The 24,999-nt window shown below is 66.7% G+C and carries 20 protein-coding genes and 3 pseudogenes; 13 read left to right on the top strand and 10 right to left on the bottom strand.

Features of this window, described 5'->3' with window-relative positions; translation table 11 throughout:
- Window positions 1-25: 25 nt before the first annotated feature.
- The 3 genes and pseudogenes from AC067M_RS41210 to ilvC form a co-directional block, all read right to left on the bottom strand.
- Window positions 26-850, bottom strand: coding sequence for a hypothetical protein (locus tag AC067M_RS41210; protein ID WP_478702131.1), 825 nt, complete (start codon window positions 848-850; stop codon window positions 26-28).
- Window positions 851-1,019: 169 nt separating this feature from the next.
- Window positions 1,020-1,763, bottom strand: a pseudogene (locus AC067M_RS41205) (PIG-L deacetylase family protein).
- 55 nt (window positions 1,764-1,818) lie between these two features.
- The gene (gene ilvC / locus AC067M_RS41200) at window positions 1,819-2,817 is read right to left on the bottom strand and encodes a ketol-acid reductoisomerase (RefSeq protein ID WP_478702130.1); all 999 of its coding nucleotides are present in this window, start codon (window positions 2,815-2,817) and stop codon (window positions 1,819-1,821) included.
- A 239-nt stretch (window positions 2,818-3,056) separates the two neighbouring features.
- Here ilvC and AC067M_RS41195 point away from each other — a divergent pair, with 239 nt between their 5' ends.
- Window positions 3,057-5,030: a S9 family peptidase gene (locus AC067M_RS41195; RefSeq protein ID WP_478702129.1), complete on the top strand. Its 1,974-nt coding sequence runs from the start codon at window positions 3,057-3,059 to the stop codon at window positions 5,028-5,030.
- 624 nt (window positions 5,031-5,654) lie between these two features.
- Window positions 5,655-6,365: pseudogene (locus tag AC067M_RS41190) on the top strand (IS110 family transposase); the annotation flags it as partial.
- A gap of 199 nt (window positions 6,366-6,564) precedes the next feature.
- Here AC067M_RS41190 and AC067M_RS41185 read toward each other — a convergent pair.
- Window positions 6,565-7,233 (bottom strand): ATP-binding protein, encoded by a 669-nt coding sequence (locus AC067M_RS41185; protein WP_478702128.1) that lies wholly within the window; start codon window positions 7,231-7,233, stop codon window positions 6,565-6,567.
- A gap of 799 nt (window positions 7,234-8,032) precedes the next feature.
- Here AC067M_RS41185 and AC067M_RS41180 point away from each other — a divergent pair.
- On the top strand, window positions 8,033-8,320 hold the full coding sequence (locus tag AC067M_RS41180) for a hypothetical protein (protein ID WP_478702127.1): 288 nt from the start codon (window positions 8,033-8,035) through the stop codon (window positions 8,318-8,320).
- 216 nt (window positions 8,321-8,536) lie between these two features.
- On the opposite strand, the gene AC067M_RS41175 is transcribed toward AC067M_RS41180, so the two are convergent.
- A complete protein-coding gene (locus AC067M_RS41175) occupies window positions 8,537-9,271 on the bottom strand; it encodes an alpha/beta fold hydrolase (RefSeq protein ID WP_478702126.1) in 735 nt (244 codons plus the stop codon).
- Window positions 9,272-9,538: 267 nt separating this feature from the next.
- On the opposite strand from AC067M_RS41175, the gene AC067M_RS41170 reads away from it, so the two are divergent.
- The 3 genes from AC067M_RS41170 (at window position 9,539) to AC067M_RS41160 (ending at window position 13,346) form a co-directional block, all read left to right on the top strand.
- Complete coding sequence (locus AC067M_RS41170; RefSeq protein WP_478702125.1) at window positions 9,539-10,471, top strand: SDR family oxidoreductase; 933 nt, start codon at window positions 9,539-9,541, stop codon at window positions 10,469-10,471.
- 383 nt (window positions 10,472-10,854) lie between these two features.
- Window positions 10,855-11,955: a phenazine antibiotic biosynthesis protein gene (locus AC067M_RS41165; RefSeq protein ID WP_478702124.1), complete on the top strand. Its 1,101-nt coding sequence runs from the start codon at window positions 10,855-10,857 to the stop codon at window positions 11,953-11,955.
- Entirely contained in the window at window positions 11,955-13,346 is a 1,392-nt protein-coding gene (locus tag AC067M_RS41160; protein ID WP_478702123.1) for an aldehyde dehydrogenase family protein, read from the top strand. Before AC067M_RS41165 ends, AC067M_RS41160 begins: the two co-directional genes overlap by 1 nt.
- Window positions 13,347-13,369: 23 nt before the next feature.
- Here AC067M_RS41160 and AC067M_RS41155 read toward each other — a convergent pair whose 3' ends face one another.
- Entirely contained in the window at window positions 13,370-13,999 is a 630-nt protein-coding gene (locus AC067M_RS41155; protein WP_478702122.1) for a DUF5134 domain-containing protein, read from the bottom strand.
- A gap of 691 nt (window positions 14,000-14,690) precedes the next feature.
- Here AC067M_RS41155 and AC067M_RS41150 point away from each other — a divergent pair.
- From AC067M_RS41150 to AC067M_RS41140, 3 genes are all read left to right on the top strand, one after another.
- Window positions 14,691-15,476: a methyltransferase gene (locus AC067M_RS41150; protein WP_478702121.1), complete on the top strand. Its 786-nt coding sequence runs from the start codon at window positions 14,691-14,693 to the stop codon at window positions 15,474-15,476.
- Window positions 15,477-15,577: 101 nt separating this feature from the next.
- Window positions 15,578-16,474 carry an RNA polymerase sigma-70 factor gene (locus AC067M_RS41145; RefSeq protein WP_099938060.1) on the top strand — a complete coding sequence of 299 codons (897 nt, stop codon included), beginning with the start codon at window positions 15,578-15,580 and terminating at the stop codon, window positions 16,472-16,474.
- 230 nt (window positions 16,475-16,704) lie between these two features.
- The gene (locus tag AC067M_RS41140) at window positions 16,705-17,202 is read left to right on the top strand and encodes an Ohr family peroxiredoxin (protein WP_079664446.1); all 498 of its coding nucleotides are present in this window, start codon (window positions 16,705-16,707) and stop codon (window positions 17,200-17,202) included.
- Window positions 17,203-17,371: 169 nt separating this feature from the next.
- Here the strand turns inward: AC067M_RS41140 and qcrB are convergent, their stop codons facing one another.
- Window positions 17,372-18,988: a cytochrome bc1 complex cytochrome b subunit gene (qcrB, locus tag AC067M_RS41135; protein ID WP_478702120.1), complete on the bottom strand. Its 1,617-nt coding sequence runs from the start codon at window positions 18,986-18,988 to the stop codon at window positions 17,372-17,374.
- A 225-nt stretch (window positions 18,989-19,213) separates the two neighbouring features.
- Window positions 19,214-19,486, bottom strand: a complete 273-nt coding sequence (locus AC067M_RS41130) for a WhiB family transcriptional regulator (RefSeq protein ID WP_079664444.1) — start codon at window positions 19,484-19,486, stop codon at window positions 19,214-19,216.
- Between the two features lie 473 nt (window positions 19,487-19,959).
- Between AC067M_RS41130 and AC067M_RS41125 the strand changes: the two genes are divergently transcribed.
- Together AC067M_RS41125 and AC067M_RS41120 are read left to right on the top strand one after the other, a co-directional pair.
- Complete coding sequence (locus tag AC067M_RS41125) at window positions 19,960-20,826, top strand: sigma-70 family RNA polymerase sigma factor family protein (RefSeq protein WP_478702119.1); 867 nt, start codon at window positions 19,960-19,962, stop codon at window positions 20,824-20,826.
- A 274-nt stretch (window positions 20,827-21,100) separates the two neighbouring features.
- The gene (locus AC067M_RS41120) at window positions 21,101-21,736 is read left to right on the top strand and encodes a hypothetical protein (protein ID WP_478702118.1); all 636 of its coding nucleotides are present in this window, start codon (window positions 21,101-21,103) and stop codon (window positions 21,734-21,736) included.
- 325 nt (window positions 21,737-22,061) lie between these two features.
- Here AC067M_RS41120 and AC067M_RS41115 read toward each other — a convergent pair.
- Window positions 22,062-23,407, bottom strand: a pseudogene (locus AC067M_RS41115) (NAD(P)/FAD-dependent oxidoreductase).
- Between the two features lie 253 nt (window positions 23,408-23,660).
- Window positions 23,661-23,819: a hypothetical protein gene (locus AC067M_RS41110; protein WP_478702117.1), complete on the bottom strand. Its 159-nt coding sequence runs from the start codon at window positions 23,817-23,819 to the stop codon at window positions 23,661-23,663.
- 123 nt (window positions 23,820-23,942) lie between these two features.
- Between AC067M_RS41110 and AC067M_RS41105 the strand changes: the two genes are divergently transcribed.
- Window positions 23,943-24,248, top strand: coding sequence for an SsgA family sporulation/cell division regulator (locus AC067M_RS41105; RefSeq protein ID WP_478702116.1), 306 nt, complete (start codon window positions 23,943-23,945; stop codon window positions 24,246-24,248).
- 256 nt (window positions 24,249-24,504) lie between these two features.
- The gene (locus AC067M_RS41100; protein WP_478702115.1) at window positions 24,505-24,942 is read left to right on the top strand and encodes an OsmC family protein; all 438 of its coding nucleotides are present in this window, start codon (window positions 24,505-24,507) and stop codon (window positions 24,940-24,942) included.
- Window positions 24,943-24,999: the final 57 nt, after the last annotated feature.

Here is a 24,999-nt window from a genome sequence, read left to right as displayed (position 1 = left end):
CCCGCCGGCAGCGGCAGATGTGTCATCAACGCCAGTAGTCGTCCAGACGATCGGTCCGGGACAACTCGCGTTTCTCCTGGTGAGTCAACGGATGCGCGGTAGCGGCATGCTTGATCGCGTCGAAGGCGTCCTTGTCCAAGACACCTTTGAATCGCAGCTCTTCCAGTAGCAGGGCCAGCGCGTCGGTGTTCGCGCACGCCTTCTCCATGGTCCGGTCGAGTTGCGGTTGGTTCACCAGAGCAAGAGGATCGGGCGCCGCTTGTGACGTGTCCTCATCGGCGATCAGCACCAGGTTGTGACGGCGGGCTCCTTCCCCGGCCCGCTGCCACACGCGGCGCCCGAAGCGCATACGCAGAGGTTCGTCACTGATGCCTCGGCGGATGACGTCGAAGAACTCATGCGGCTTCCTGAGAAGCTCCTCCAGCCGCTCATCGTTTTCGTCGGACACCTCGGTGACGAACGTCGCCGTGATCGTCTCCTCGCTGACGTCCTCTCTGTACCTGATCGGAACGAGCGTGAGTCCTTCGATCTCGAGAGCGGAGACGTGGAGCTCCTCCACCTCCTGGATCTCCGCCTTGTAGATGTAGATCTCGGGTCTGCGTCCTTGGGAGACCGCGGTCCAGCCCTCCGACACGCGCCAGGTCGCGTCCGTCCCCTGAATGTGCGGTCCATCGGCCGTGGAGGCCGCCTGGAGGTCGGCGTCCAGTTCCTCGTGCCGTTCGTCCGGCACATGGAGCTCCAGCGCGAAGCGGCGCAAAGAACGGCCATTGTGGACGGAGACGACGGCAGGCAGCTCCGCGGCCGCGAGTTCGCGGACCGCGCCGAGCAGAGTGAGATGCAGTGTCGTCATTGCCGATTCTCTTCCATGCCGGTCTCAAGGGACTCTGCTCGACGTCTCGGACGGCCGCAGTCACACGATCCGCTCGGAACACAACAGTGGTTTCCACACTATCACTGCATGGCAAGTGTCAACCTGTCCCCAGCACGCGGCAGAGATCAATGCCCCGGCAGCCCACGCCTCACCGGCTGAACAGTTCGAAGACAACAGCCGGCACCCCACCGAAACGTGGGCTCAGGGCACTGGTGCTCTCGGTCAGGAATCGTCGTGCATACGATTCGGGGTCCTCGTCGGTCAATGCCTCAAGGTATGTGCGGTGCTCGCGAAGCGACAGCACCGCACGCTCCAAGCCGTGATCAGCACGCACCGCGTGCGTGGGGTTCGGGGAATTGGCGACGGCCACCCATCGGACCCCGTTCCATGGCTGGAGACTCGCCTCGATCAGTTCGGGGAAGATCCAGCGATTACCGGCATCCGCTGCCGCGTCGAGAGCGGCGTGCGCTACGGCCACGTGGTCCGGGGTGTTCCAGGCGCCGGCACTCCAGGTCGTGTGATGGTTGAGCGTGATGACCAGTTCGGGCCGGTAGCGCCGCATGGCCGCAGCGATGTCGCGGCGCAGCGGGAGGCCCTATTCGATCATGCCGTTGCGATGGTCGAGAAACTCCACGGCTGACACGCCGACCACCGCCGCACTGGCACGCTGCTCCCGTTCCCGCAGCGGTCCGCACTCGGTCGGAGCCATGGTGTCGATGCCGGCCTCGCCACGAGTGGCCAGGAGATAGGACACCTCGCGGTCGGCATCGGTCCAGGCGGCGACGGCTGCCGCGCAGCCGTATTCGAGGTCGTCGGGATGGGCCACCACGGCGAGGGCACGCTGCCAGTCGGTCGGCATCGGCTGCAGTTGACCGGGCCTCGAGTCGATCATCGTTCGTTCCCTTGTTTCGAAGCGTGCCGGCTGCTTCGCCCGAGCCACAGGATGCTCACGCCTCGTCGTTCACCCATGACATCAGCTTGCGCAGTTCCTTGCCGGTGGTCTCCAGCAGGTGTTTGGAGTCAGCGGTCTTGTACTCGTTGTACTTCTTCAGACCGCCGTGGTACTCGTCCATCCAGTTCTTGGCGAACGTGCCGTCCTGGATCTCGGCGAGGATCTTCTTCATCTCGGCCTTGGTGGCATCCGTGATGATCCGCGGGCCGGTGACGTAGTCGCCCCACTCGGCGGTCTCGGAGATCGACCAGCGCATCTTCTCCAGGCCACCCTCGTACATGAGGTCAACGATGAGCTTCAGCTCGTGCAGGCACTCGAAGTACGCGATCTCCGGCTGGTATCCGGCCTCGGTCAGCGTCTCGAAGCCCGCCTTGACCAAGGCGGAGACGCCGCCCGCGAGGACGGCCTGCTCACCGAACAGGTCGGTCTCGGTCTCCTCGGTGAAGGTCGTCCTGATGACGCCGGCGCGGGTGCCACCGATGCCCTTCGCGTACGACAGGGCCAGCGCGAAGGCGTTGCCGGAGGCGTCCTGCTCCACCGCGACGAGACAGGGGACGCCGCGGCCCTCCTCGTACTGACGGCGCACCAGGTGGCCCGGGCCCTTGGGTGCCACCATGCACACGTCCACGTCGGCCGGGGCCTGGACGAAGCCGAAGCGGATGTTGAAGCCGTGGCCGAAGAACAGCGCGTCGCCGTCCTTCAGGTTCGGGGCGATGGACTCCTCGTAGACCTGGCCCTGGACGGGGTCCGGCACCAGGATCATGATGACGTCGGCCTCGGCGGCGGCCTCGGACGGCGTCACCACGCGCAGGCCCTGCTCCTCGGCCTTCGCCTTGGACTTGGAGCCCTCGTGCAGCCCCACCCGCACGTCGACACCCGAGTCACGCAGCGACAGCGCGTGGGCGTGGCCCTGGCTGCCGTAACCAATGACCGCGACCTTGCGGCCCTGGATGACGGACAGGTCGGCGTCGGCGTCATAAAACAGCTCGGCCACGGCAATCACCTTTCACTTGGGGTAGGAGCCTCGAGGACAAGGAGGCAGAAGCGTGCCCTCCTTGAGGCAGCGAAACACTATCGCACCTTGTGTTGTCACAGCTCGTGTAGGTTCGAGGCTCGTCTTCACATGTCAAGAGGGAAGACATGCCGTCGAAGAAGCCCACCACCCGGCTTGAGGATGAAGGAAAACATGGTGTCTGTGAACGCGACGCCCCCGGTGCCAGTGAAGGTGATGCCGTGACGACACTGGCGCCCTTCGGGTCATGGGGATCCCCCATCGACAGCGCGGCCGCGACGGCAGGTCTTGCCGCAGGACAGATCGCGGCACCGTCGTACGTCGGCCTGGTCGACGGCGAGGCGTGGTGGGTGGAGCCGCGCCCCCAGGAGGAAGGCCGGTCGGCGCTCGTGCGCGGTCGATCCGACGGTACAACGGAATCGCTTCTGCCCGCCCTGTGGGACGTGCGCAGTCGGGTCATCGAGTACGGCGGCCGGCCCTGGGCCGCCGCCAGGGACGGCGCGGACACGCTCGTCGTCTTCGTCAACCATGCCGACCAGCGGCTGTGCACATTTCGTCTGCACGAGGGGCGCAGCACCGAGCCCTTCGCGCTGACCCCGGTTTCGCCGGTGGGCGGAGGCATCCGTTGGGCCGAGCCGGTGATCGATCCGGTGCGCGGCGAAGTCCGTTGTGTCATGGAGGAGTTCACAGGGAACGGCCCCAGCGATGTACGGAGGGTTCATGCTGCCGTACCGCTCAGTGGCGCGGCCGCCGCCAACCGGTCTGCCGTCCGGGAGTTGTCGGCGACAGACCATCGTTTCGTCTCTCAAGCACACCTCTCGCCTGACGGACGACGTGCCGTGTGGCTCGCCTGGAACCACCCCCACATGCCGTGGGACGCGGCTGAACTGCGTATCGCCGAGGTGACCGACGACGGCTCCTTGCGGCGTGCGAGGACGCTGACTGGAGGGCCGGACGACCCGGTGGCGCAGGCGGAGTGGTCTGCCGCCGGCACGTTGATCGTGGCTTGTGAGGACACCGGGTGGTGGAACCTGTACGAGGTGGACCCGGACACGGGTGACAAGCGTTCGCTGCACCGGGCCGAGGAGGAGTTCGCCGGTCTGCAACGCCTGGGGCTCCGGTGGTTCCGGCCGCTTGCCGACGGACGTCTCGCCGTCCTCCATGGCGTGGGAGGCCAGCGGCTCGCCGTCCTGGACCCCACGCACGGGCAGTACGTCGACGTGCCCGGACCGATGGACGAGTGGCTGCCCCATATCGATGCCGTCGGGAACCGCATCGTCGGGGTCGCGGCGGGACGCTTCACTCCCTACGAGGTGATGGAGGTGAACGCGGACTCCCTGGCCACCCGCGCCATAAGTCGTACGCCCAGGATGGCGGTGGCCACCGAGTACCTGCCGGTACCCGTCCCTCGGGTGTTCAAGGGCCGTGCGGGACATGCCATTCACGCGCAGGTTCATTCCCCGCGCAACGCCGCCTTCTCGGGTCCGTCCGGCGAAGTGTCCCCGTTGGTGATCTGGGCGCACGGTGGGCCCGGTCTGAGGGCTCCTCTCGCTCTCAATCCGGAGATCGCCTACTTCACCTCTCGGGGCATCACCGTGGCGGAGGTCAACTACGGTGGCACGCCGGGATTCGGACGCGCCTACCGCGAGAGACTGCGCGAGCAGTGGGGCGTGGTGGACGTCGAGGACTGTGCCGTGGTCGCACAGGAGTTGATCGCCGAGGGCACGGCCGCCGCGGGGCGAGTGGCGATCCGGGGCGTCAGCGCGGGCGGTTTCACCGCGGCGCTGTCGGTCGCGGCACACGATCGCCACCTGTACGCCTGTGCCACGCTTTACTGTCCCGTTCTGGATCTCCTCGCTCTGTCCGCCGGAGGGACACACGACTTCGAGTCGCACTACCTGGACTCGCTGGTCGGCCCGAAAGAGTGCGCGGACCTCTACCGCGCGCGGTCCCCGATCCATCAAGCGGACCGGATAGACGTACCGCTGCTGCTCTTCCAAGGGCTGGACGACGTCGTGTGCCCGCCCTCCCGGGCGGAAGCCTTCACCGATGCTCTGTCCCGGCACAGGGTGCCGTACAAGTACCTTACTTTCGAAGGCGAGGGACATGGTTTTCGCCGACAGTCAACGCTCATGACGTGCCTCGAAGAGGAACTGCGGCTGTACTCGGACGTGTTCCACTTCGCTGTGTCCTAGCGCCGACGAGACCGGTTTCACTGAGCGATTCCCTCTCCGTTCAGCCGCACAGTGTGAATACATGGCGAGACAGTGTGTGATGCGAGGCACAGCGTATTGAACCGGGTGCCCGGATGCCGCAGCATCTGGGAGATGTGAACGCCGTACAGGGGCCAACGGCCCTTCCTCGTCCAACCGTTGACCCGGACTCGCCTCTCTCCCGCCACTCACATCATCTCGGTCAGGCACGGAACTTCTGTCACAGACCGGCGCTACCACATCGCCGGCACCGGCCCCGTAGGCCTAATAGGCACTGTGGGTTGGCAGTTGCCAGTCCTGGCAGGGGCCGCGCGAGACGTCTGGGCTGTATGCGGCGCCTGGGAGTGCTTCGACAAGAGGGACGCGTGCACGGCCTCTGCCGATTCGAGCTCGGTGGTCATACCGTGCCGTGGTTCGAGCCGTTCCCAGGAACACCTCCCGATCAGCCGGAGCCGTGGAGCTCTTCACGAGAGCGAGGACCCTGGACGCTGCTGGGGCCACGGACGGCTGATGGGGTGGTGCGCCCGCGAGCGCTTCTATTAGGTCGCCGGGTGGTCCTGCCACGGCCCGACACCGACGGACGGGAAAGCCCGAAAGGAGCGCGCGGTGGATGTGACCTGCGGAATCGACTGGGCTGAGGATCACCACGACGTTGCCGTGGTCGACCGGGACGCTCGACTGCTCGGCAAGCTCAGGATCGACGACGACGCAGCGGGCTTCCAGGACCTGCTTCGGTTGCTCGCGGAGCATGGCGACAACCCGGACGATCCGGTCGCGATCGCGATCGCGACCGAGACAACTCGCGGACTTCTCGTGGCCTGTCTGCGGGCCTCCGGCCGCCGGGTGTACGCGATCAACCCGATGGCTGTCGCGCGCTACCGCGACCGGCACGTCGTGTCCGGCAAGAAGTCCGACCACCAGGACGCCGTTGTCCTGGCGAACGTCCTGCGGACCGACGCCGGGCTGCATCGGCCGCTCCCGGACGACTCCGACCTGGCCAGGGCAATTGCCGTCCCCGCCAGAGCCCAGCAGGACGCGGTCTGGGACCGCACCCGAGCCCACAACCGGCTCCGCTCGCACCTGCGTGAGTACTACCCGGCGATCCTCGAGGCGTTCGCCGACAAGCGGGAACGGCTGCTGGCACGTGAAGCCCGCGCGATCCTGGCGATCGCGCCCACTCCCGACCAGGCCGCCCGGCTCACCCGAAGCAGGCTCAGAGCCGCCGTCACACGGGCCGGCCGCCAGCGCCGGGTCGAGGCCGAGACCGACCGGCTCCTCCAAGTGCTTCACCGGACCCGGCTTCGCCAGCCAGCCTTGACGCCGAGGTCGCCGCTCCCTTCCAGGGTGGCCAGCAGGAGCAGGTCCTGCGTCGCCGCGGGGAGGCTTTGGATGCGGGAGACGAACATGGACTGCAGGCGCTGGCTGAGCGGCAGGACGGCCGGCAGGGTCTCCAGCGCCCTGCGCTGCTTGGCCCGCAGCCCGTTGGGCAGGGCCAGGGGGTTGCCCTGCGCGGTGGTCAGCGGGCGGTGACGGACCTGACGGGCCAGGTTCGGGAACGTTCGTCGACCAGGCGGGTGGCCGATTCCGTGTCCAAGGGAGGAAGCTCGTACGTCGGGAGGCCGCCGCTCTCGAAGAAGCCCGCCGTTCCGGAGCGCATGGCGGCCAGGAACCTCAGTCGGCTGCCGGCGATCCTGCGGGCGATGAAGGCGAAGACGGCGGCGCTCGACCGGTCCACCCAGGGAAGATCGTCGACGATGACCAGCACGTCGCTCTCGGCCTCCTCGGACGCGGCCTGCAGCACGGCCAGGGCGGCGTTGGAGACGACCAGGCGGTCCGGCGGCTGACCGACGCCGAAACCCAGAGCGACGCGTATGGCGTCCCGATGAGTGGCGTCCAGGGTGTCGAACGCGTCCTGCAGCGGCAGGAGCGCCTGGTTCAGTGCCGAATAGCTGACGTCCGCCTCGAACTGGACGCCCGCGGCACGCAGCACGCGAGTGCCGGCGTCCACCGCCGACTTCGCGACGGCGTCCAGGAGCGCTGTCTTTCCGACGCCCGGCTCTCCGGACAACAGCAGGGCGCCGCCGGAGTCCGTGTGCGTCAGGAAGCCGAAAACCCATTCCAGGTCCCGGTCGCGCCCCACCAAAGGGCTGGTGACGCCCAGCAGCAGCGGGTTGGTGACTCTCACCGGACACCCCTCCCAGCCCACGTCAGGCCGACGACGCGTCCAGCCGTGTCCGCGGGGCGGTGAGGCACGCACATCTCTTCCCCGCCAATGGCCACCGATCGTGTGCCGAACTTGTGTCGTTTGAACCTTGCTGTGAGGGTAACCCACACAGTTTCTTCCTCGAAGAGATGTCGACGGCACAAGCAACGCTTTTCAGCCTATTCAACCTGACAGTAGTCGCAGGTCACACTGGTTGAGTTCACACGGTGTCGCGACGACACATGGGCGTCACTCCGCGGGCGCGCAGTCGCCACCGACGCTCAACGACGCCCCGCACGAACCGGCCGACAGAGTCTTCCCCGCCGCGGGAAGAGGACGCCGGCAATGTCGCTGCCTCGGGTGACCGAGCCGAACAAGATCGTGCGCCGGGACTGGTTCGCCCGTGCAGCGGTCCCTTCCGCGCTCTTCCCACCGTCCGCCTCGGTCCTGGACTGCCTGTGGCCGGAAGCGGGACCGCGAGGAACAGCCGGGTTCCGCCATTACGGGCTTCTTGGCCATGCCCCACCCGGCTCCGCTGAATCAGGGGTCGGCACCCGGCAGCTGATGTACCCGTCACAGCCTCCCCAGCTACTCGGTCATGAGCTGTGAGGGCCTGCGCCGGCGGCCTGGAAAGCCCCTCAGCGAGGAAGGGAGCGAGTGTGGCCGGCGACCCAGATCCATGTCGGCGCGTCAACCGGCGCAGCCGCGCCCCGCAGTCTCCACGTCCCCGCATCACTTGGGACTTGCCGGACCCCCAGCTCCAGCCAGAGGAAGACAGAAGATGCCGCGAAACACTGACCCCGGCTCGGGCCATGCCGCGATCGGCGCCACGCTGGCGGCAGAAGCCGCCCTGCTGGAAGCCCACGAGCGTGTGCTCCGAGAGGCCCTCGATGCGGTGGACGCGCGTATCGAGGCCGTCTCCGCGGCCTTACGGCACCTACGCCGTTCGGCGGCCTCCGCCGAGGCTCAGAAGCGGGCTGCCCCGGGCGACGGCCTCCGGCACAGCGTCGCCGACTCCGACGACGTATGTCTCACCTGGCTCGACGGCCCTACGACATGTCGCCCTTGACGATCCTGGCACTCTGCTCGCGAAGCGGCTGAGAAGCGGCCCGCGCCCGCCTGGCCGAAGGCGTAAGGCCGGGCGTCCTCGCCGGGCACGACACTCACGTTGAACGGCGTGCTCGGGCGCGGGTCGGGTCCAGTACAAGATCCCCGTGCGGCGTCGAGGGGATGAGCCTGCTCCCTCCGCTCCAGGCGCCCACGGGCGGTCCCGTCCCCGTACGCGTCAGCCGTTGGGGAAGGCCGCCCAATGAGCCTCCAGGAGTGCGGCGACCTCTGCCGGCCGCTCGAGCACCGTCCAGTGGTTGCAATCAAGCTTGGCGACCGTGGAGGCGCGCAGGGACGCGCCGAGCCTCTCACCGAACTCGATCTGGCAGGCGGGGTCGAGCGCTCCCCAGAACACGAGAGACGGCGCGGACACGTTCGCCAGTGCCGGTTCCCATTCCGCCCCCATGGTCACGGCGGAGCGGTAGAGCTTGAGGATGCTGTCCTTCATCACCCCGTCCACGCGGCTGACCATCTCCCTGGCCGGTTCGACGGGGACGTCGAAGCCCTTGACCAAGTCGTCGGCGAAGGACTCCGCTTGCAGCTCGCTCATGAAGCGGTCGCCGTCGACCGGGTCCTGCCATGTCACGGCAAGCGGATGCCAGACGTAGTCGGAGCTGATCGGACCGTTGCCCCCGGCCCAGGTACGCACGAGATCGGGTCGGAGGGATGCGACACGGGCGGTGAATATGCAGCCCCAGTCATGACCGACCAGGTCGACCGGCTCACCGATCCGCTCCAGGCGGTCGATGAGCCAACTGACGTACTCCTCCTTGGTGGATCCGAAGTCGTCCGGCCGGGCGGCGGCGAACCCGGGCAGGTCCCAGGCTTCCACGTCGGTCCGGGAGAGGTGCCGACGTACGTCGTCCCACACGTGGTGGGTATCGGGGACGCCGTGGATCAGGATGGCAGGCATGGGGAGTGCCCTTCGTCGATCGGAGATGGGTCGACTGCCGTGGGACGAGCAGCCGTACCTCGCGTAAGGTGCCCGGCAACCATATTGCCAGGAACAACATCGTGTCACACGGTGTTGTCGCCCTCATCGACTTCGGGTCGTTTCTTCAGATGATGCCCGGTGGTTCATGTCTTGTCCGATTGATCCATGGTCAATCAGCACATGGATCGGGCCGCGCGCCGAGTGGACGCTGGTGACCCGGACGTACCGCCCGACCAGGAGTGTGTGATGAACGAAATGACGGAGCCCGACCTGCGAGGAAAGCTGGCCGTGGTCACCGGGGCGAGCGACGGCGTCGGCCTTGGGCTGGCCACACGCCTCGCTCATGCCGGCGCCGAGCTGATCCTGCCGGTACGCAACATGGCCAAGGGAACCACCGCCCTCGAACAGATCCGGACGAGCGTGCCGGATGCGCGGATCTCCCTTCGCGTCCTCGACCTGGCTTCCTTGGCTTCGGTGGAGGACCTAGCCGACACTCTCAATGAGGAAGGCAGGCCGATCCACCTGCTCGTCAACAACGCGGGCGTGATGGCGCCGCCCCTGCGGCACACGACCCAGGACGGATACGAGCTGCAGTTCGGAACCAACTACCTCGGTCATGTGGCTCTCACCGGGCGGCTGATGCCGTCACTGCGGGCCGGCCGGGCTCGTGTGACCACGGTGACCAGCAGCGCCGCGCGTAACAGCCGGATCGACTGGGCCGACCCGCAGGGTGTGAAGCGGTACTCCCCGGTGCGTGCGTACGGACAGTCCAAGCTGGCCAACCTGCTGTTCGCTCTCGAACTGGAGCGGCGCAGCGCATCGGGCGGCTGGGGCCTCGTCAGCAACGCGGCCCATCCCGGTACGACTCTGACCAATCTCTACGCAGCCGGGCCCAACCTCGGCCGGGCCCGTCCCGCGCCCCACGCGGCGATCATGAGGCGGCTCGCACGCTGGGGTGTCCTCGTGCAGTCCGTCGACGCCGGCCTGCGTCCGCTGCTGTACGCGGCGACGAGCCCGGAAGCCGAGGGCGGGCGTCTGTACGGCCCCGACGGCTGGGGCCAGTTCACGGGCAGTCCCACGGAACTGGCGCTCTACAAATCGGCCCGGAGCGAGGCGGACGCGTCTCGGCTCTGGCAGCTGTCCGAGCGTCTCACCGGAGTCACCTTCACGGCGGTCTGAAGGCATCCGACGGACCAGAGGCAGCGTGATTGCCTCGGCGGCCACATCGACCGGCCCAGGAAACGGAAGCATGCCTGACGGGCCGTAAGGCAGCCCGGCCCGGGCTGAGTTCGCACCTTTCCTCGCCCGTACGGCGGGTGTCACACAAACCCGAGGACCTCGGTCTTGTATGTGGGGACGTGGCCGTCAGGCCTGGTGCACCAAGGGAGTACGGAACATGCCGTACCCGGCACGGGTGTACGGACTTGGTGATCGGGGTGGTGCGCCGGCGCATCACCGCTGCGGCGTGGCACAGACATGAGCCTGTCCCGTGGGTGCCGGACGCGCCGGTCCTGTCCCGCACTCCGGCACCGGCCCCACGGGCTTCGAGAAAGGACGTTGCGATGGTGGACGAGTCATTGACCATTCTGGATACCGGTCCCTTCGACCGCGTGGACCCGGACGAATTCGTCCGGGCGGCCATGCGATGGCACTTCGACCCCGCGACCGGTTCCCGGTACTGGCTCGACCGGGCCGAACGGCTCGACTTCGACCCCCGGCACGACGTCAAGGGCGTGGCGGACCTGGTCCTGTTTCCCGACCTGGCGGACGAACTGCGGGGGGTATGGGTGGCGGATCTCATCCCCAGGGGCTACGGATCCGGGGCCAGGCTGCTGAACGTGTTCGACAGCGGCGGGACGACCGGAGCGCCCAAACGCGTCATCCAGCTGGACGACTGGATGCGGCACAGTACTGAGCAGGTGAACCGACGTCTCAGGGCCCATGGGCTGCCCGACGGCGGCCTGTGGCTGACTGTGGCGCCGACGGGGCCGCACCTCGTGGGAGACGTGCTGCAGCGGGCGGCGGCGGGTCTCGGCAGCGTGGGCCTGAGCGTCGACATGGACCCCCGGTGGGTGAGGAAGTTGGTCGCCGCGGGCCGGGCCGACGACGTCGACGCCTACACCGACCACCTCGTCGATCAGTGCCGGCGCATCCTGCTCAGCCAGGACATCGGCGTCATCGCGGCCACCACCCCGCTCCTGGAGCGGTTCGCCCGGGAGGACGGTCTCGTCGAGATGATCAACGGCAGTGCCAAGGCGATCATCTGGGGCGGTACGCACATGGACCCCGACACGCGAGAGCTGTTGAGCACCGAGGTCTTCCCCGATGTGCCGGTCATCGGCATGTACGGCAACACCCTGATGCTCACCGCGCTGATGGAGAGGGTCGGTCTCACCGCCTCGGAGCCGTGCGTGTTCGACCCGGTGTCGCCGTACGTCTTCCTGTCAGTAGTGGATCCCGGCACCGGGGAACGGGTGGAGGTCGGCGAACGCGGTCAGGTGGTGGTCAGCCACGTCAGCAAGTCCATGCTGATCCCGAACAACATGGAGCGGGACACCGCGCTGCGGGTGCGTCCGGACGAAGGCCACGCGGGCGACGCCGTAGCGGACGTCGCGCCCGTACCCACGGTCAAGGGCCAGACGGTGATCGAAGGCGTCTACTGATGACGACCGTGAACGTGGCCGACCCCATCCACTTGGACGCCTTGGGCCCGCGGGGTGCTTACCGGACGCGTGTTCCGAGCTCGGTGACGGACGTGGCCGGCACCGAGGTCGCGCGGCTGAGCCTGGTACCGCCGCTCTTCGTGACGCGGGCGATGGCCGCCTTGCGGCAGGCCGGGCCGATACCCGCGGCCGACCTCGACGGTCTGCTCGCGGCGGCGGCCGACGCGTTCGCCTCCGGCACGATAGGCGGTCTGAACGTGCGGGAGTACGAGCGACTCGTGAGCCGGACGTCGGGCACCCCCCTGTCGGTGGTGCACGCCGCGACCGATGGCACGGCTCGCTTCGTACGGCAGGCCCGCTCGTCCGCCTGGCGGGGCAGGCCGGTGGGCGCGGCCGGCGGTCTGCGTGACTCTGCTGTCCGCGAGGGACACGCGGTCTGGGTGCGTCAGGGCGACGTGTTCGCCGTGAACGCCTCCGGTAACCATCCCGGCGTTCACCGTCTGTGGCTGGAGGCGCTGGCGCTGGGTTACCGCGTCGCCGTCCGCCCGTCGAGGCGTGAGCCGTTCACCCCGTACCGGTTGGTCGGGGCGCTGCGTCAGGCCGGGGTACGAGACGACCAGCTCGTGTTGCTGCCCACCGACCACCGGACCGCCGACACGGTGGTCCGCGACGCCGACCGGGCCGTGGTGTACGGCGGCGACGACGTCGTCGCCAAGTACGCGAACGATCCCGGAGTCCTGCCGCAAGGACCGGGCCGATCGAAGATCCTCATCACCGCGGACACGGACTGGCGGGACCATTTGGACACGATCGTGGCGTCTGTCGCCGACGAAGGCGGAACCGCGTGTGTCAACGCCACCGCAGTCCTCCTCGAAGGCGATCCAGCACCTCTTGCCCAGGCCATCGCGGCGCGCCTGTCAGCACTGCCCAGCCTCCCTCCGCAGGACGAGAGGGCGGTTCTGCCGGTCTGTGCGCGGGAGCGGGCGCACGCCCTCAGCACATACCTGGGAACCGTGGCCGCGGGAACGCGCGCCTGGCTCGGCGGAGAAGGGATCGCAGACGATCTCGGCGACGGCAGCGCCGTACTGCGCCCCGCCGTCCACCAAACCGCGAGCGCCGACGCCGTCCAGCTGCGCAGCGAACTGCCCTTCCCCTGCGTGTGGGTCGCACCCTGGAGCCGGTCGGACGGCATTGTTCCGCTGAGGGACACGCTCGTGCTGTCGGCTCTGACGCGCGACGGGGAACTGCTGGACGCCCTGCTCTCGGAACCCACCATCGCCAACCTGTACATCGGTGATCAGCCGACCTACTGGATGGCTCCGGGAGTGCCCCACGACAGCTACCTCTCGGATTTCCTGATGCGCAGCAAAGCCGTCTTCGACGCGTGGTGAGACGGGTCGGCCGTCGTGTCCGTTCAGTGGTGCATGAGCAGCATGATGACCGTCCCCAGGGCCATCGACCCGTCCCAGAAGCGGCCGTAGGGATCCCTCTCAGTTCCGGCGTCTCTCCTGTCGGCGGTGGAGCGCAGCGCGGGCATCTCGCGGGTCAGCGACTGCAGCGCACAGCCCAGGAGGTACAGCACCAGCATCGTGACGACCACGTCACCGATGGCTGAATCCCCTGCGGAATGGGCGAGATGCCGTGCCGGGGCAGGACCGTCGGCCAGGTTCTCGTGCGACGGACCCGCCATGGAGCGGGACGTCCATGCCATCCAGCCCATTGCCGCCATCCCCGCCGCCTGGGGCAGCCTCCTGACCTGTGCGCGGAGTACGGATTCCTGGCGGCGGACAGCGGTCAGCGGAAACCACAATGCGGCGGCGGCGAAGAACCCCATCTGTGCCGCCGCCGGCACCGCTTGGGCCAAGCCCCACGGCATCGCCGCCATGACAAGGGCCATCGCGGCATGCAGCAGGTGATCGACACGGGCGCGCCATCCCGTTCTGCCGGACAGCAGGCCGCGGCGCAGTCCGTGGACAGCCGCGGCCACGAAAAGCGCTGTCAGCAAGCAGTACACGACATCGGAGGGACTCATGCCTTGGCGCACTCTCCTAGGGAACCGACCGGTTCTTCAGGAACCGGCGTGTGCGAGCGATGGCGACTGCAGGCGGGGCGTGCGCGTGATCGTCCCCACCGAGCGGATTGCGCCCACGTCAACGCGTCGTCGTGCTGGTGTCGCAGAGGGGGCATTGCCCGGCTCATGAACGCTGTGCAAGTGATGACCGGGCAGGCCGTGGATCTGTGACATGAGTGGCCACCCGTTCTCCTTCCACCGTGCTCCCTGCGCGCTGAGTTGTTGCCGGGGCCACCGGCCTGGCCGGTTCCAGAACTGCTGCCCGCCTCCGGGACCGCGGGGTGGACGTCGTGCCCGTATCACGGCAGCGCCGAGATGGTCGTCGACCTCACCGATGCGTCTTTCCCATGCGGAAAAGTCACTACGTGGCGCTCTTCGTCGTGGGGGCCGGCCTTGCACGGGGGCTACTTGCGTGCGAAAGCGGCTCAGGAGGAGTTGGCACGGCGCTCCCCCATCCCCCATTCGCTCGTGCGTGCGTTCTTCGAGTCCGTGGACGTCGTGTCGCGCCCGACCGACCATGCGGACGGCGTACATGTCGCGCCAGTGCTGATCCACCCCGTGTCGACGCACGACGTCCATGGGATCCCATGCGTGCCCCCCTGCACCGGAAACCCCAACGCGGTTCTGACCTGCTCCAGCAAAGTGTCACAGGTACAGCACACGATTGGTCTTGCTGGATATGCGCACCCTTGTACACAGTTCACGGCCGGTCCGGGTTCGCCAGGACGACTACGCGGTCAGCGCCGAGTTCTACGACGTCCTTCAGGCCGAGCACGACGCGGTACAGGTGCGTCGTCTCTACGGCCGCGCTGTGGAAAACGCCCGACTCGGTGTACTGGATGTCGGAGCCGGCACGGGACGTGTGACCTTGATGAGCCTTGTCGCCTCTCAGGTAGACGTACACGCCATCGAACCCGCACACGCCATGCGGACACCGCTGATGACGCGCCTGGCCTCGCTGCCCGCCGATCTGAGGGCTCGGGTCACCGTCCATCCCACGACTCTCGGCGAGGCGGGGCTCCGAAAAGTGGCGGACCTCGCGATCTGTCACAACATGATCGCCTGTTTGTCACCCTCCGCCCGACATGTTCTGTGGCCGGCTCTCGCCGAGGCCCTGGTTCCGGGTGGCTCACTGCTCCTTCAGCTTCCGCCGTCGGGGCTGTTTCCCGACGAGGTGACTGAGCGTCGATTCCCGGAGCAACGAATCGGGCGGCACGAGTACGGAGGCCGCATGGTGCTGTCGGCGGAGGGGGACCGAATCCGCACACGCTTCGATTACTGGGTACGGGAGAGTGGGCTCCTGCTGCGCGAGCACACTGAGACCTTCTGGATGTGGCCGACATCTCGCACGGAGATGATCACCGATCTGGAAGCTCACGGATTCGTGCCGCAACCGACGTGGGAGGATCCGGCCGTGCTGGCGATGACTCTCGGTCCCCGCCCGCAATGACTCCGTTACGCTCGGCAAGACGGGAAGCGTGCGCCCGAGCCGCGGACACACTCGGCTTCTGCGACTTGTAACATGGTGGCGTTGCAGCCGAAGGGACACCCATGCACGCCGAGGACGACGCCAACTCCCTCGAACAGGCGACACAAAACTTCCTCGCGGCACGTCCGCAGCTCTTCGGTATCGCCTACCGCCTGCTTGGCAGCACAGTGGAGGCGGAGGACATTCTTCAAGAGACGTGGTTGCGGTGGCAGAACACGGACCGCACGAAGGTGGTGGAGCCGACGGCCTTCCTCACCACGATCACCACACGTCTGGCCATCAACCTCGCTCAGTCCGCGAGGGTACGGCGGGAGTCCTACGTCGGACCGTGGCTTCCCGAGCCGGTCGATACCGTTCAGGACCCTCAGCTGGGCGCGGAACGCGCTGAGGCGCTCGAACTGGCGGTGCTGTTCCTCCTGGAGAAGCTGAACCCGGTGGAGCGGGGCGCGTACGTCCTGCGGGAGGCCTTCGGCTACCCCTATCCGCAGATCGCGGGCATCTTGGAGATCAGTGAGGCCAACGCCCGTCAGCTGGTAAGCCGTGCGCGCAAGCACCTGGCCGCTGAGCGCCGGGAACGTGTGAGCCCGAGCGAGCACCGCCGCCTGCTGCGAGTGTTTCTCACCGCTGCGCAGACAGGTGATCTCGCGGTGCTCGAGGATGTGCTCACCGCAGACGTCGTCAGCTACTCCGATGGTGGAGGCACTCGCGGCGCCTCGAAGATCCCAGTGTTCGGACGCGTGCACGTTTCCAAGTACCTCGCCGCGTTCGCGCCACGGTTCTGGCCCCAGTCGGAGATCCGGTGGGTCGAGGCCAACAGTCGGCCGGCCGTCCTCATCTCCGCCGGCGGAGCAGCTGTGGCCCTGCTGTCCGTAGATGTGTCCGTGGAAGGCATCGACCGGATCATGTGGGTGATGAACCCGGCCAAGCTGTCTTCCTACGTGGCGTCGCTGAACGATTGACCGCTTCCGCGTAGTCGGGCGATCGTCGCTGGGCACGTGTCACAAGCGTCGTTACTCATCGGTCTACAGGTCGTCCGGGATCCGGGATCCTACGAAGCGTGAGGAAGTGACAACGTGACGATGGTTATGAGCGGCACGGCGGCCCGTGCCTGCGGCTGGGCGCATAGCCCGGCCCGCCGCAAGTACATTCCACCGGTAGGCGCGTACCGCGACGATGCCGGAGTCATGCTGTGACCGAGCGGATCCGATTGCCCGATCTGTCCATCGAGAAGGACTACGACGGAGCGTCCTTCTCTCCCATTTACACCACGACCGTGACTGTCCACGGCGGCGTGGTCTCACACGGTCGGGCCTCGGGCAAGGCGCGTTCGTCGGACGGAGCCTTGGACCTCGATCTGCGCATGCCCGCCGAACTCGGAGGGGACGGACAGGGCACGAACCCTGAGCAGTTGTTCGCGGCCGGCTTCGCGGCCTGTTACCACGGAGCCCTGAGCCTGGTGGCCCGGCAGGAGGAACTCGACCCCTCCACGATCTCCGTGGAAGCAACAGTCGCCTTCGGGCGGGATCCGGCAGACGGTGGCTACCTGCTCCAGGTTGATCTGGTGGTGAAGTGGCCTGGCATCGACCGCGAGATTGCGGCTCCCCTGCTCGAGACAGCCGACTCGTTGTGCCCCTACGCAAGGATGGCGTGGCAGGGAACCCCGACAACCATCACACTGGCCCCGTAGCGGACCAGCGCGGACTGTGAACCGTGCCGCGCCGGGGGTGTCCATGCCGACGCCGTAGGCCGCCGTTGGCGGCATACGGCGTCTTCGCATTGGCGGCTGGGGCTGTCGGTGGAGACGTGTTGATCGCGAGCTGACCGTGGACCCTGTGGGTGAGCCGGCGCTCCATATGTCAGCTCCGGTGACCGCTGGTGATCTCCTTGTATTCCTGCACCGTGGGTTTAGGTATCTGGGCTCCGTCCCCGTAGAAGCTCCGGCTGAGCCTGACCCGCAGCCGTTGCGCCCGGGTGGGGCTGCCGTTCACGCTTCCCGCCTGGGCGGCAGTAAGAGGTTCGTCCTGCTCATGCGCCGTGAGGATGTGCAGCTGTTCCTGGCTGAGCGGTTCATGCACCTCGACGAACTCGCCGTGCGGAAGCCGTTTGATGACGCCGGTCTCGCGACCGTGCAGCACCTTCTCCCGGTCGCGCCACTGGAGGGTGAGGGCCCAGCGTTTCGTCACGGCGAAGACGACGAGGGGCACGGCGAAAAGGCCGATACGGACGGCCCACGTCACCGCGTTGACAGAGACGTGGAAGCGCGTGGCAATCAGATCGTTCGCGGCGCCGAGAAGGGCCACGGTATAAACACTCAGCCACGCGGCACCAAGTGCCGTACGCACAGGCCGGTTCCGCGGGCGGTCGAGGAGGTGATGCTCTCGATCGTCGCCGGTAACCCACGACTCGATGAAGGGATAGGCACCGAGCGCGAGGAAGAGGCCGACACCCACGCCCAGCGGGATGACGTTGTCGAGGGCCAGGGTGTGGCCCCAGGCGTCGATCTCCCAGCCAGGCATAACGCGCAGCAACCCGTCGGCCACGCCCATGTACCAGTCTGGCTGCGATCCTGCCGACACCTGGTCGGCCCGGTAGGGGCCGTACTGCCAGATGGGGTTGATCTGCGCGATCGCCGCGATGACGAAGATGAATCCGCACACCATGAGGCCGAATGCCGCCGTCTTCACGGCGTGCACCTTGAACGGCAGGCCGACGACGTTCTTCTCCGTACGCCCTGGCCCGGGGTACTGGGTGTGCTTGTGGCGCAGCGTCAGGACCACGTGGGCGACGATCAGCAGCAGCATGGCGGCCGGGATCACCAGGACGTGGATCATGTTGAAGCGAGCCACCAGGTCATCGCCGGGGAACTCACCGCCGAAGAGGAACCACGACAGGTAGGTGCCGATGATCGGTACGGAGAGGAGGGTGCCGTTCACGACTGCCAGCCCGGTGCCGGAGAGGAGGTCGTCTGGTAGGTCGTAGCCTGTCAGGCCACCGAACATGCCCAGGATCAGGAGCAGAAAGCCGAACACCCAGTTGAGCTCGCGCGGCTTGCGAAACGCCCCGGTGAAGAAGACCCGCATCATGTGCACGAACATGCTGGCGACGAACACCAGCGCCGCCCAGTGGTGGGCCTGCCGGATCAGCAGCCCGCCACGGACATCGAAGGAGATGTGCATGGTCGAGTTGAACGCTTCCGACACCAGTTGACCCTGGAGGGGGACGTAACTTCCCTGGTACTGCACCGGTGCTGATGAGGGATGGAAGTAGAAGGAAAGGTAGACGCCTGTGACGATGAGGACGAGGAAGCTGTAGAGACAGATTTCCCCCAACATGAAGGACCAGTGGTCAGGGAAAACCCTTCGCGCTGCAGCCCTGGTCACGCCACGGGTGCCCAGCCGGGTGCCGACCCAACGGGCGATGCTCTCACCTTTTCGCCGTTGCTGTGGTGCGGCCTGCCTGCTCTCGTTGCTCATCGTTCATCACTCATTCCTGATCACCCGCAGCGACTCTCGTCCCAGGCAACGGGTCACGGGTCTCGCCCACCGCTGTCCCTGGCCGGATTTTGATGCTCTGTTCTCATTACGACCGGTTGGCCAGTGATGGTGTGACACACCCGTGCCCAAACCGACGTGGTGACCAGGAGCGACAGCCCGATCACACTGTCTGCAGGCTCGTACGGCGTCTCGGTTCGCGCGCGATTACGCTGCGGGCTTCGCCGCGGCCCGGCCGGCACGTGACGCACTGCCCCGCCTCATGGCCCGGCGTTCCGCTTCTGTGGTGCCGCCCCAGATTCCCTCCACCGGATCGGCGTCGAGGGCCCAGCTCAGGCACTGGTCGATCACGGGGCATCGGTGGCACACTGCCTTCGCCTCAGCGATCTGGATGAGCGTGGGGCCACTGCTCGCATTGCCGACAGGGAAAAACAGATCAGGATCAGTGCCTTGGCAGATCGCCGATTCATGCCAGTCCACGAAGAACCTCCTGCGGTGCGAGATGCGTAGGGTTCAACGGCTCACTCGTCGTACGGCGGGAGCCTCTCGGACAAGGGAGCCGAATGCCTTGTCCTGCGTCGGGACCGCAGTGTTCCGAAGCGCCCTGAGCACTTGGAAGACGTTTCCCGCTGCGGTCGTAGACGCCCGTCAGGTCTCTGACAGATGAGACCGAGCGGTCGGCGTATATGTGACACCGGGGGCCTGTCGGCCACCGATCGACAGCCGCATAGGAGCGGCTCGGTGGCGCACTGTAGCCATTATTTACCGTGAACAATGCTTCCACTGCCTGTTATGCCGATGTCACAATGTCTGTGGCTGTCCTGTCTCTGTCGCGTACCGGGGCCTCGCCGTCTGTTTGCCGTTCAACTTCCTCTGGTGCGGACTCGTCACAGTAGGTATCCGCCGACGGGACGGCGGAGCCGCTGAAGTGGTATCCGAGAGGAAGGATGCGCATGAAGTCCGTCGGTCAGGTGGTGCCGATCGCGGAGCTGACGGAGGAACGGCACCACCTGTTGGATGTCGCGCACTGGATGCTCGGCAACGGTCCAGGGCCTGAGAACGTCGTCGATGAGGCCTATCGGCTGTGGTACGGGCTGTCCGATCATGAGCTGGCGCGGATCGTGCAGCCGCGCGCTTGGCTCGTGAAGACCGTCGGCGGTATATGCGTGGACCGGCTTGCCCAACCGGACGAGGAGCATTCACCTACGGTCGGCGAGTTGGCGTCGGAGCGGTACGAGATGCTGTCACAGGAAATTCATCAGGTGATGCTGAACACGCTGGAGTCTCTGTCTCCGACCGAGCAGGCGGCGCTCGTACTGAACGACGCTTTCGGGACGGCGCGGAGTACAGTCGCCGACATCGGCGGTCAGCCACAGCCGGAATGCAGGCAGCTCACCGACCGTGCACGCCGCAGTCTGCAGGACCGGCGCGCACGGCCCACGACGCCGCAGCAGCACAACGCGGTGACCGGCGCGGTTCATGACGCCTGCGTGGCGGAGGAAGTCGGGCTATTGGCGTCCCTGCTGGTACCGGACGTGACCGTCTACTTCGACGGCGGTGGCAAGATACGGGCCCTGGTCCGGCCCGTCCACGGCAGACAGCAGGTCGCCCGCAGCCTGCTGACGCTGCTTGCCCGGCACCCTCGCACCACCCTGGACACCCATCCCGTCAATGGACGTACCGGTCTTGTCGTTCGTTACGACCGCCAGGTCGCCGGGGTCATCAGCCTGGACGTCGCCGGACCTCACGTCGTACAGGTCTGGGTCACCCTGAACCCGGACAAGCTCCGTTCATGGAACCGGTCCAGTGCCGCTCGGTAGTGCCGCACGGCCCGGGAGCAGGCACGGTCTTGGGCGTCCGACAGTCACCGACTGCCACTGTCTCGGACGGGCCACCCGGACTGACCGTGCTGTCGGCCCCCGTTCCCGCCTTTCGTTTGAGTGACCACTGCGGGCTGTCCCGTACATGGTGGTGACGCTGTGTACGCGATCCGCCTATGATGTTCAGGGGCACCCGTCTCATCGTATGGGGCGAGCGAGCGGCACCAGAGGTGTGCCTGACGAGCACGCAAAAGTATTGAGGACAAGAGGACACATGGTCTCCGTAAGCCACACGGCGCACAATATCGAGATCACCGCCGAGAGCCTTCAAGAGGATCTGGCCCGCCTGGAGATTCAGAAGCAGGCGCTGGAGCGGGAGCTCGCTGCGGTCGTCGCTCATCTCGGCTCCGTACAGCGGGCTCTCGAAGCCCTCGAAGCCCTCATGCACGGAGGTGCCCAGCCGCAGGCAGCCGACGCGGCGGCCGCGGTGTCCACGAAACGGCGTCGCCCCTCAGCACCCGTGCCCCCGCAGGAGGGAGCCCCCTCCTCGGAATCTGCGGACGACGCCACCATCACACGTGGTGTCCAGAAACAGCAGCCGGCGGTGAGTCGGCAGGGTCCGCGGGACTCCGCCTCCCCGGCCGGAGCCAACGCGGTCAGCCGTACCCCCAGGCCTCACGCCAACGATGACGGTGACGATGACAAGAAGTACGGCAAACTCACCGAACAGATTTTGGAGTATTTCGAGGGGGCCGGCGACACCGACGTGCGGGCCCGGGATGTCGCGGCGGCTCTCGGCCGCGACAAGGACAGCGGGAGCATCAACGCGGTCCGCAGCACCCTGGACCGGCTGGTAGGCACTTCTCGTATCCAGCGGACGGGGCGTGGCCTCTACGCCAAGCTGGCCTGAGACCGCCGGCGACCAAGCCTTGCCGCTCACCTGGTCAGCGTGACTCCGGGCACCGTCCACGGGGGGGGAGGACGGCACCCGGAGCACGGCACCAGGTCGGCTCTGAGACCTCGGTGCCAACGTGCGACATCTTCACGATGACCGTGTCGAACATGATGTCGCGAACGTTGTGATCAGTATACCCACTAACACCGTGCGATGTTGTCGGACTGGTTGGCCGACAGGCTGAGGGCACCGTCGATTTGCGCTGTCGGCCTCCGTTTCGGAGGAGCAGACCGCGTCCCCCTCCCGTCGGTCACCGCACCAGGGAGCCCAAACGGCTGGCTCACGGGGCGGCGGCCTCGGGCTGCTCACTCCGGCGTGGGTTGCCCCGAGCCACGAAGGCCTCCCGGGGATGCTGGACCGAGGCCAGGGAGACGATGTCACGTCCGTAGAGCGCGGCGGTCATCCAGACAGCCAGCACGCGGACCTTGCGCTCCCATGACGGTACGGCGAGCACGTGATAGCCGCGGTGCATGAGCCATGCCGGGAAGCCCTTGCTGACCAGACGCCGATACTGGAAGACCCCGCGGCCCAATCCCAAGGTCGCTACCACTCCGAGGCTGTGGTGGACGTAATTCGTGGTGGGTTTCCCCCGCAGCGTAGCCAGAATGTTCTTCGCCAGGCGCTTTCCTTGTCTTACCGCGTGCTGGGCGTTCGGGACGGTGTACGCTCCCGATCGTCCTACCGCCAGGTCGGGGACAGCCGCGTCGTCGCCCGCGGCCCACACGTCTGACACTGTGTCCGCCTCTGTGCCGACGCGGAGGTCGGGACGTACGAGGAGGAGACCCCGGTCGTCGAGGGCGAGGTCCGTGTGATTGTGCACGGTCGGGTTCGACGCGTTGCCGGCAGCCCACACGATGAGTCCCGAATCGAACTCCGCGCCGTTCGACAGGACGACGTGTCCGTCCTCGGCGGAGACAAGCTGGGAGTTCAGGTGAACCGACGCGCCTCTCTCCTCCAGGGACCGGACCACCCAGGCGCCGGGCCGGTCACTGACCTCGGGAAGAATGCGACCGCGCGCCTCGACCAGGTGAAAGGACAGCTCTTCCGCGTCGATTTCCGGGTAGTGCTTCAGTAGCCCGCCCGCAAGGGAGAGCAACTCTCCGAAGCCCTCCACACCGGAAAAGCCGCCACCGACGAAGGTGACGGTGAGGAGTTTGCGACGTTCGAAACCACGAGGCAGCGTTGCTGCGCGGTCGAACGAGGTCAGTAGCCGGTCACGGATGGCGACGGCTTCCTCGACATGCTTCAGGCCGAACGCCTGGTTGCTGAGTCCGGGTATGGGAAACGTTCGGGTGACCGCTCCCGCGGTGACGACGAGAATGTCGTACGTCAACTGGTAGTCCGCTCCGCTCGCCGGCCGAACGGTGACCGTGCGGTCACTGTTGCGGATTTCTGTCACCGCACCGGCTACCAGTCGCTGCGGTGCAGGTGCCGCCGCAGTGACACCGCCGCGTGGCGGGCCTCGATCGAGCCGACCACGACCTCCGGCAGAAAGGGTTGGTACGTCATGTACGGACGCGGGTCCACGACAGTGACGCGAGCTTCGCCCCGACGTAGCTTCTTTTCCAGGCCCCACGCAGTGTAGAAGCCCGCGTAACCGCCGCCGATGATCAAGATCTCACGCACGGTGTCCCCTGTTCCTCTCGGTTTCACCTATGAAGACAAGCCGATACTGCTCGTTGTGACATGTCTTCGGCTGGCCCAGCGGCGTGCGGGCCCCTACTGCGGGCTCGGAGCTCGGTACCACGGGCGCAAGAGGCTTCGGCGTCCGACCGTCCCGCCCTCTTCCGATAGTCGGATGACTGATGTCTCAGAGCTTGACCGCACCGAGACTCGCAGTACCCCGATCGACCCGGTGCAGAGGTGCGAACTCTTCGATTCATTCGACGCGCACTTCGCCGCGCTGGGCGGGTGTGCTGAGCACCCGTCGGTCCGGGAAGAACAGGAAGGGATGACACTGATGAGCGGGAACGCCTTCGACGCCGACGACGATCGCGGGTGTGCTGATGCGGAAAGCCACCGCCACGAAGGTGTCCACACGGAGCGCACGGGCGTCGGATGCGAGACGGTGACCTGTCGCACGCTCGTACGACTAGTTCAAGATCAAGAATACCCGCAGGCGACAACAGATCTTCGGTATGACAGCGCCGAACCTTTCTGAGTGGGCCTGGAGTTCAATGTGGGCTCCGATAGGTCCGTCGAGTGGACATTCGGCCGCGAACTCCTGGTGTCCGGTCTGCGGCGGCTCAGTGGTTTCGGCGACGTGCAGATCTGGCCCTCCAGGATCCGAGGTGCCGAGCTTGTATTCATTTCTCTGCACTCGGGTGACTCAACAGACCTGGTCGCCGCACCGGCGATAGTGATCAAGGCCTTCCTTGAACGCACCTTGGCGGTTGTACCTCTGGGAGAAGAGACGCGCTATCTGGACATGCAAAGCGCCACCGCCCCACTCCTGAACGAGACATGACCCGGCTCACCGCCCACACTCATCCCGGTACCGACGGGTGACGTCCGGCGGGCGCGGGTGTCGACCGCTCCCACACGTCCCGCCGGTTCTGTCTTTCACCGACAGGACGCGGCCGCTGCGAAGGAGATCCCCCGTTGCCGGGGATCTGTGTCACACCCGCACGGTGAGCGTTGTCTTACTGGTAGCGCCGAGGTTCGTGCCCGTGCCAGGGGCGCGGAGGTTGCAAATTGTTTGTCCTCCCCAGAGAGGTTTACTGATGTCCACGCGCACCGTTTCTGTCAGCGAGGGCAGACGCCTCGCCCGCACCGTTGTGATCGGCACCCACCTTCTGAGATCCGATGAATCGGAGCCCGTCAGTTCCGACACAGGTCCCACCCCAGGAGAGCTGCTCCTGGCGGCGCTTGGGTCTTGTACCTCAATGGCCGTACGCGCCTATGCCGACCGGCACAGCTGGCCGTTGCATCAGGTCGACGTAGACCTCACGTTCGGTTCGGACGCAGAGATCATCAAAGAGATCCATCTCTCCGGCGAACTTGAACCTTCCCAGTCGGAACGGCTACTGGCAGTGGCCGGCCGCTGCCCGGTGCACCGACTGCTGACAAACAGTGTCTCGGTGGTGACCCTCTCCACCGTGTGGCAGGGATCAACCGGTCAGCCCGGACTGGCGAGTAGACAAGCTGTGCCGGAAGAGTGATTCGGAACATGGTTCTCACAGTGGCCCGTACCCAGGTCCTAGATGTGAGAGGGCGAG

This window comes from Streptomyces sp. NPDC043427 (assembly GCF_056436655.1).
This window is presented reverse-complemented; position numbering and strand designations above follow the sequence as displayed.

Bases quoted from the DNA above. Each gene is read 5' to 3' on its own strand.
- AC067M_RS41210 (WP_478702131.1), bottom strand. From the start codon at position 850: ATGACGACACTGCATCTCACTCTGCTCGGCGCGGTCCGCGAACTCGCG.
- AC067M_RS41180 (WP_478702127.1), top strand. From the start codon at position 8,033: ATGCCGCGAAACACTGACCCCGGCTCGGGCCATGCCGCGATCGGCGCC.
- AC067M_RS41175 (WP_478702126.1), bottom strand. From the start codon at position 9,271: ATGCCTGCCATCCTGATCCACGGCGTCCCCGATACCCACCACGTGTGG.
- AC067M_RS41170 (WP_478702125.1), top strand. From the start codon at position 9,539: ATGAACGAAATGACGGAGCCCGACCTGCGAGGAAAGCTGGCCGTGGTC.
- AC067M_RS41165 (WP_478702124.1), top strand. From the start codon at position 10,855: ATGGTGGACGAGTCATTGACCATTCTGGATACCGGTCCCTTCGACCGC.
- AC067M_RS41160 (WP_478702123.1), top strand. From the start codon at position 11,955: ATGACGACCGTGAACGTGGCCGACCCCATCCACTTGGACGCCTTGGGC.
- AC067M_RS41145 (WP_099938060.1), top strand. From the start codon at position 15,578: ATGCACGCCGAGGACGACGCCAACTCCCTCGAACAGGCGACACAAAAC.
- qcrB (WP_478702120.1), bottom strand. From the start codon at position 18,988: ATGAGCAACGAGAGCAGGCAGGCCGCACCACAGCAACGGCGAAAAGGT.
- AC067M_RS41125 (WP_478702119.1), top strand. From the start codon at position 19,960: ATGAAGTCCGTCGGTCAGGTGGTGCCGATCGCGGAGCTGACGGAGGAA.
- AC067M_RS41120 (WP_478702118.1), top strand. From the start codon at position 21,101: ATGGTCTCCGTAAGCCACACGGCGCACAATATCGAGATCACCGCCGAG.
- AC067M_RS41100 (WP_478702115.1), top strand. From the start codon at position 24,505: ATGTCCACGCGCACCGTTTCTGTCAGCGAGGGCAGACGCCTCGCCCGC.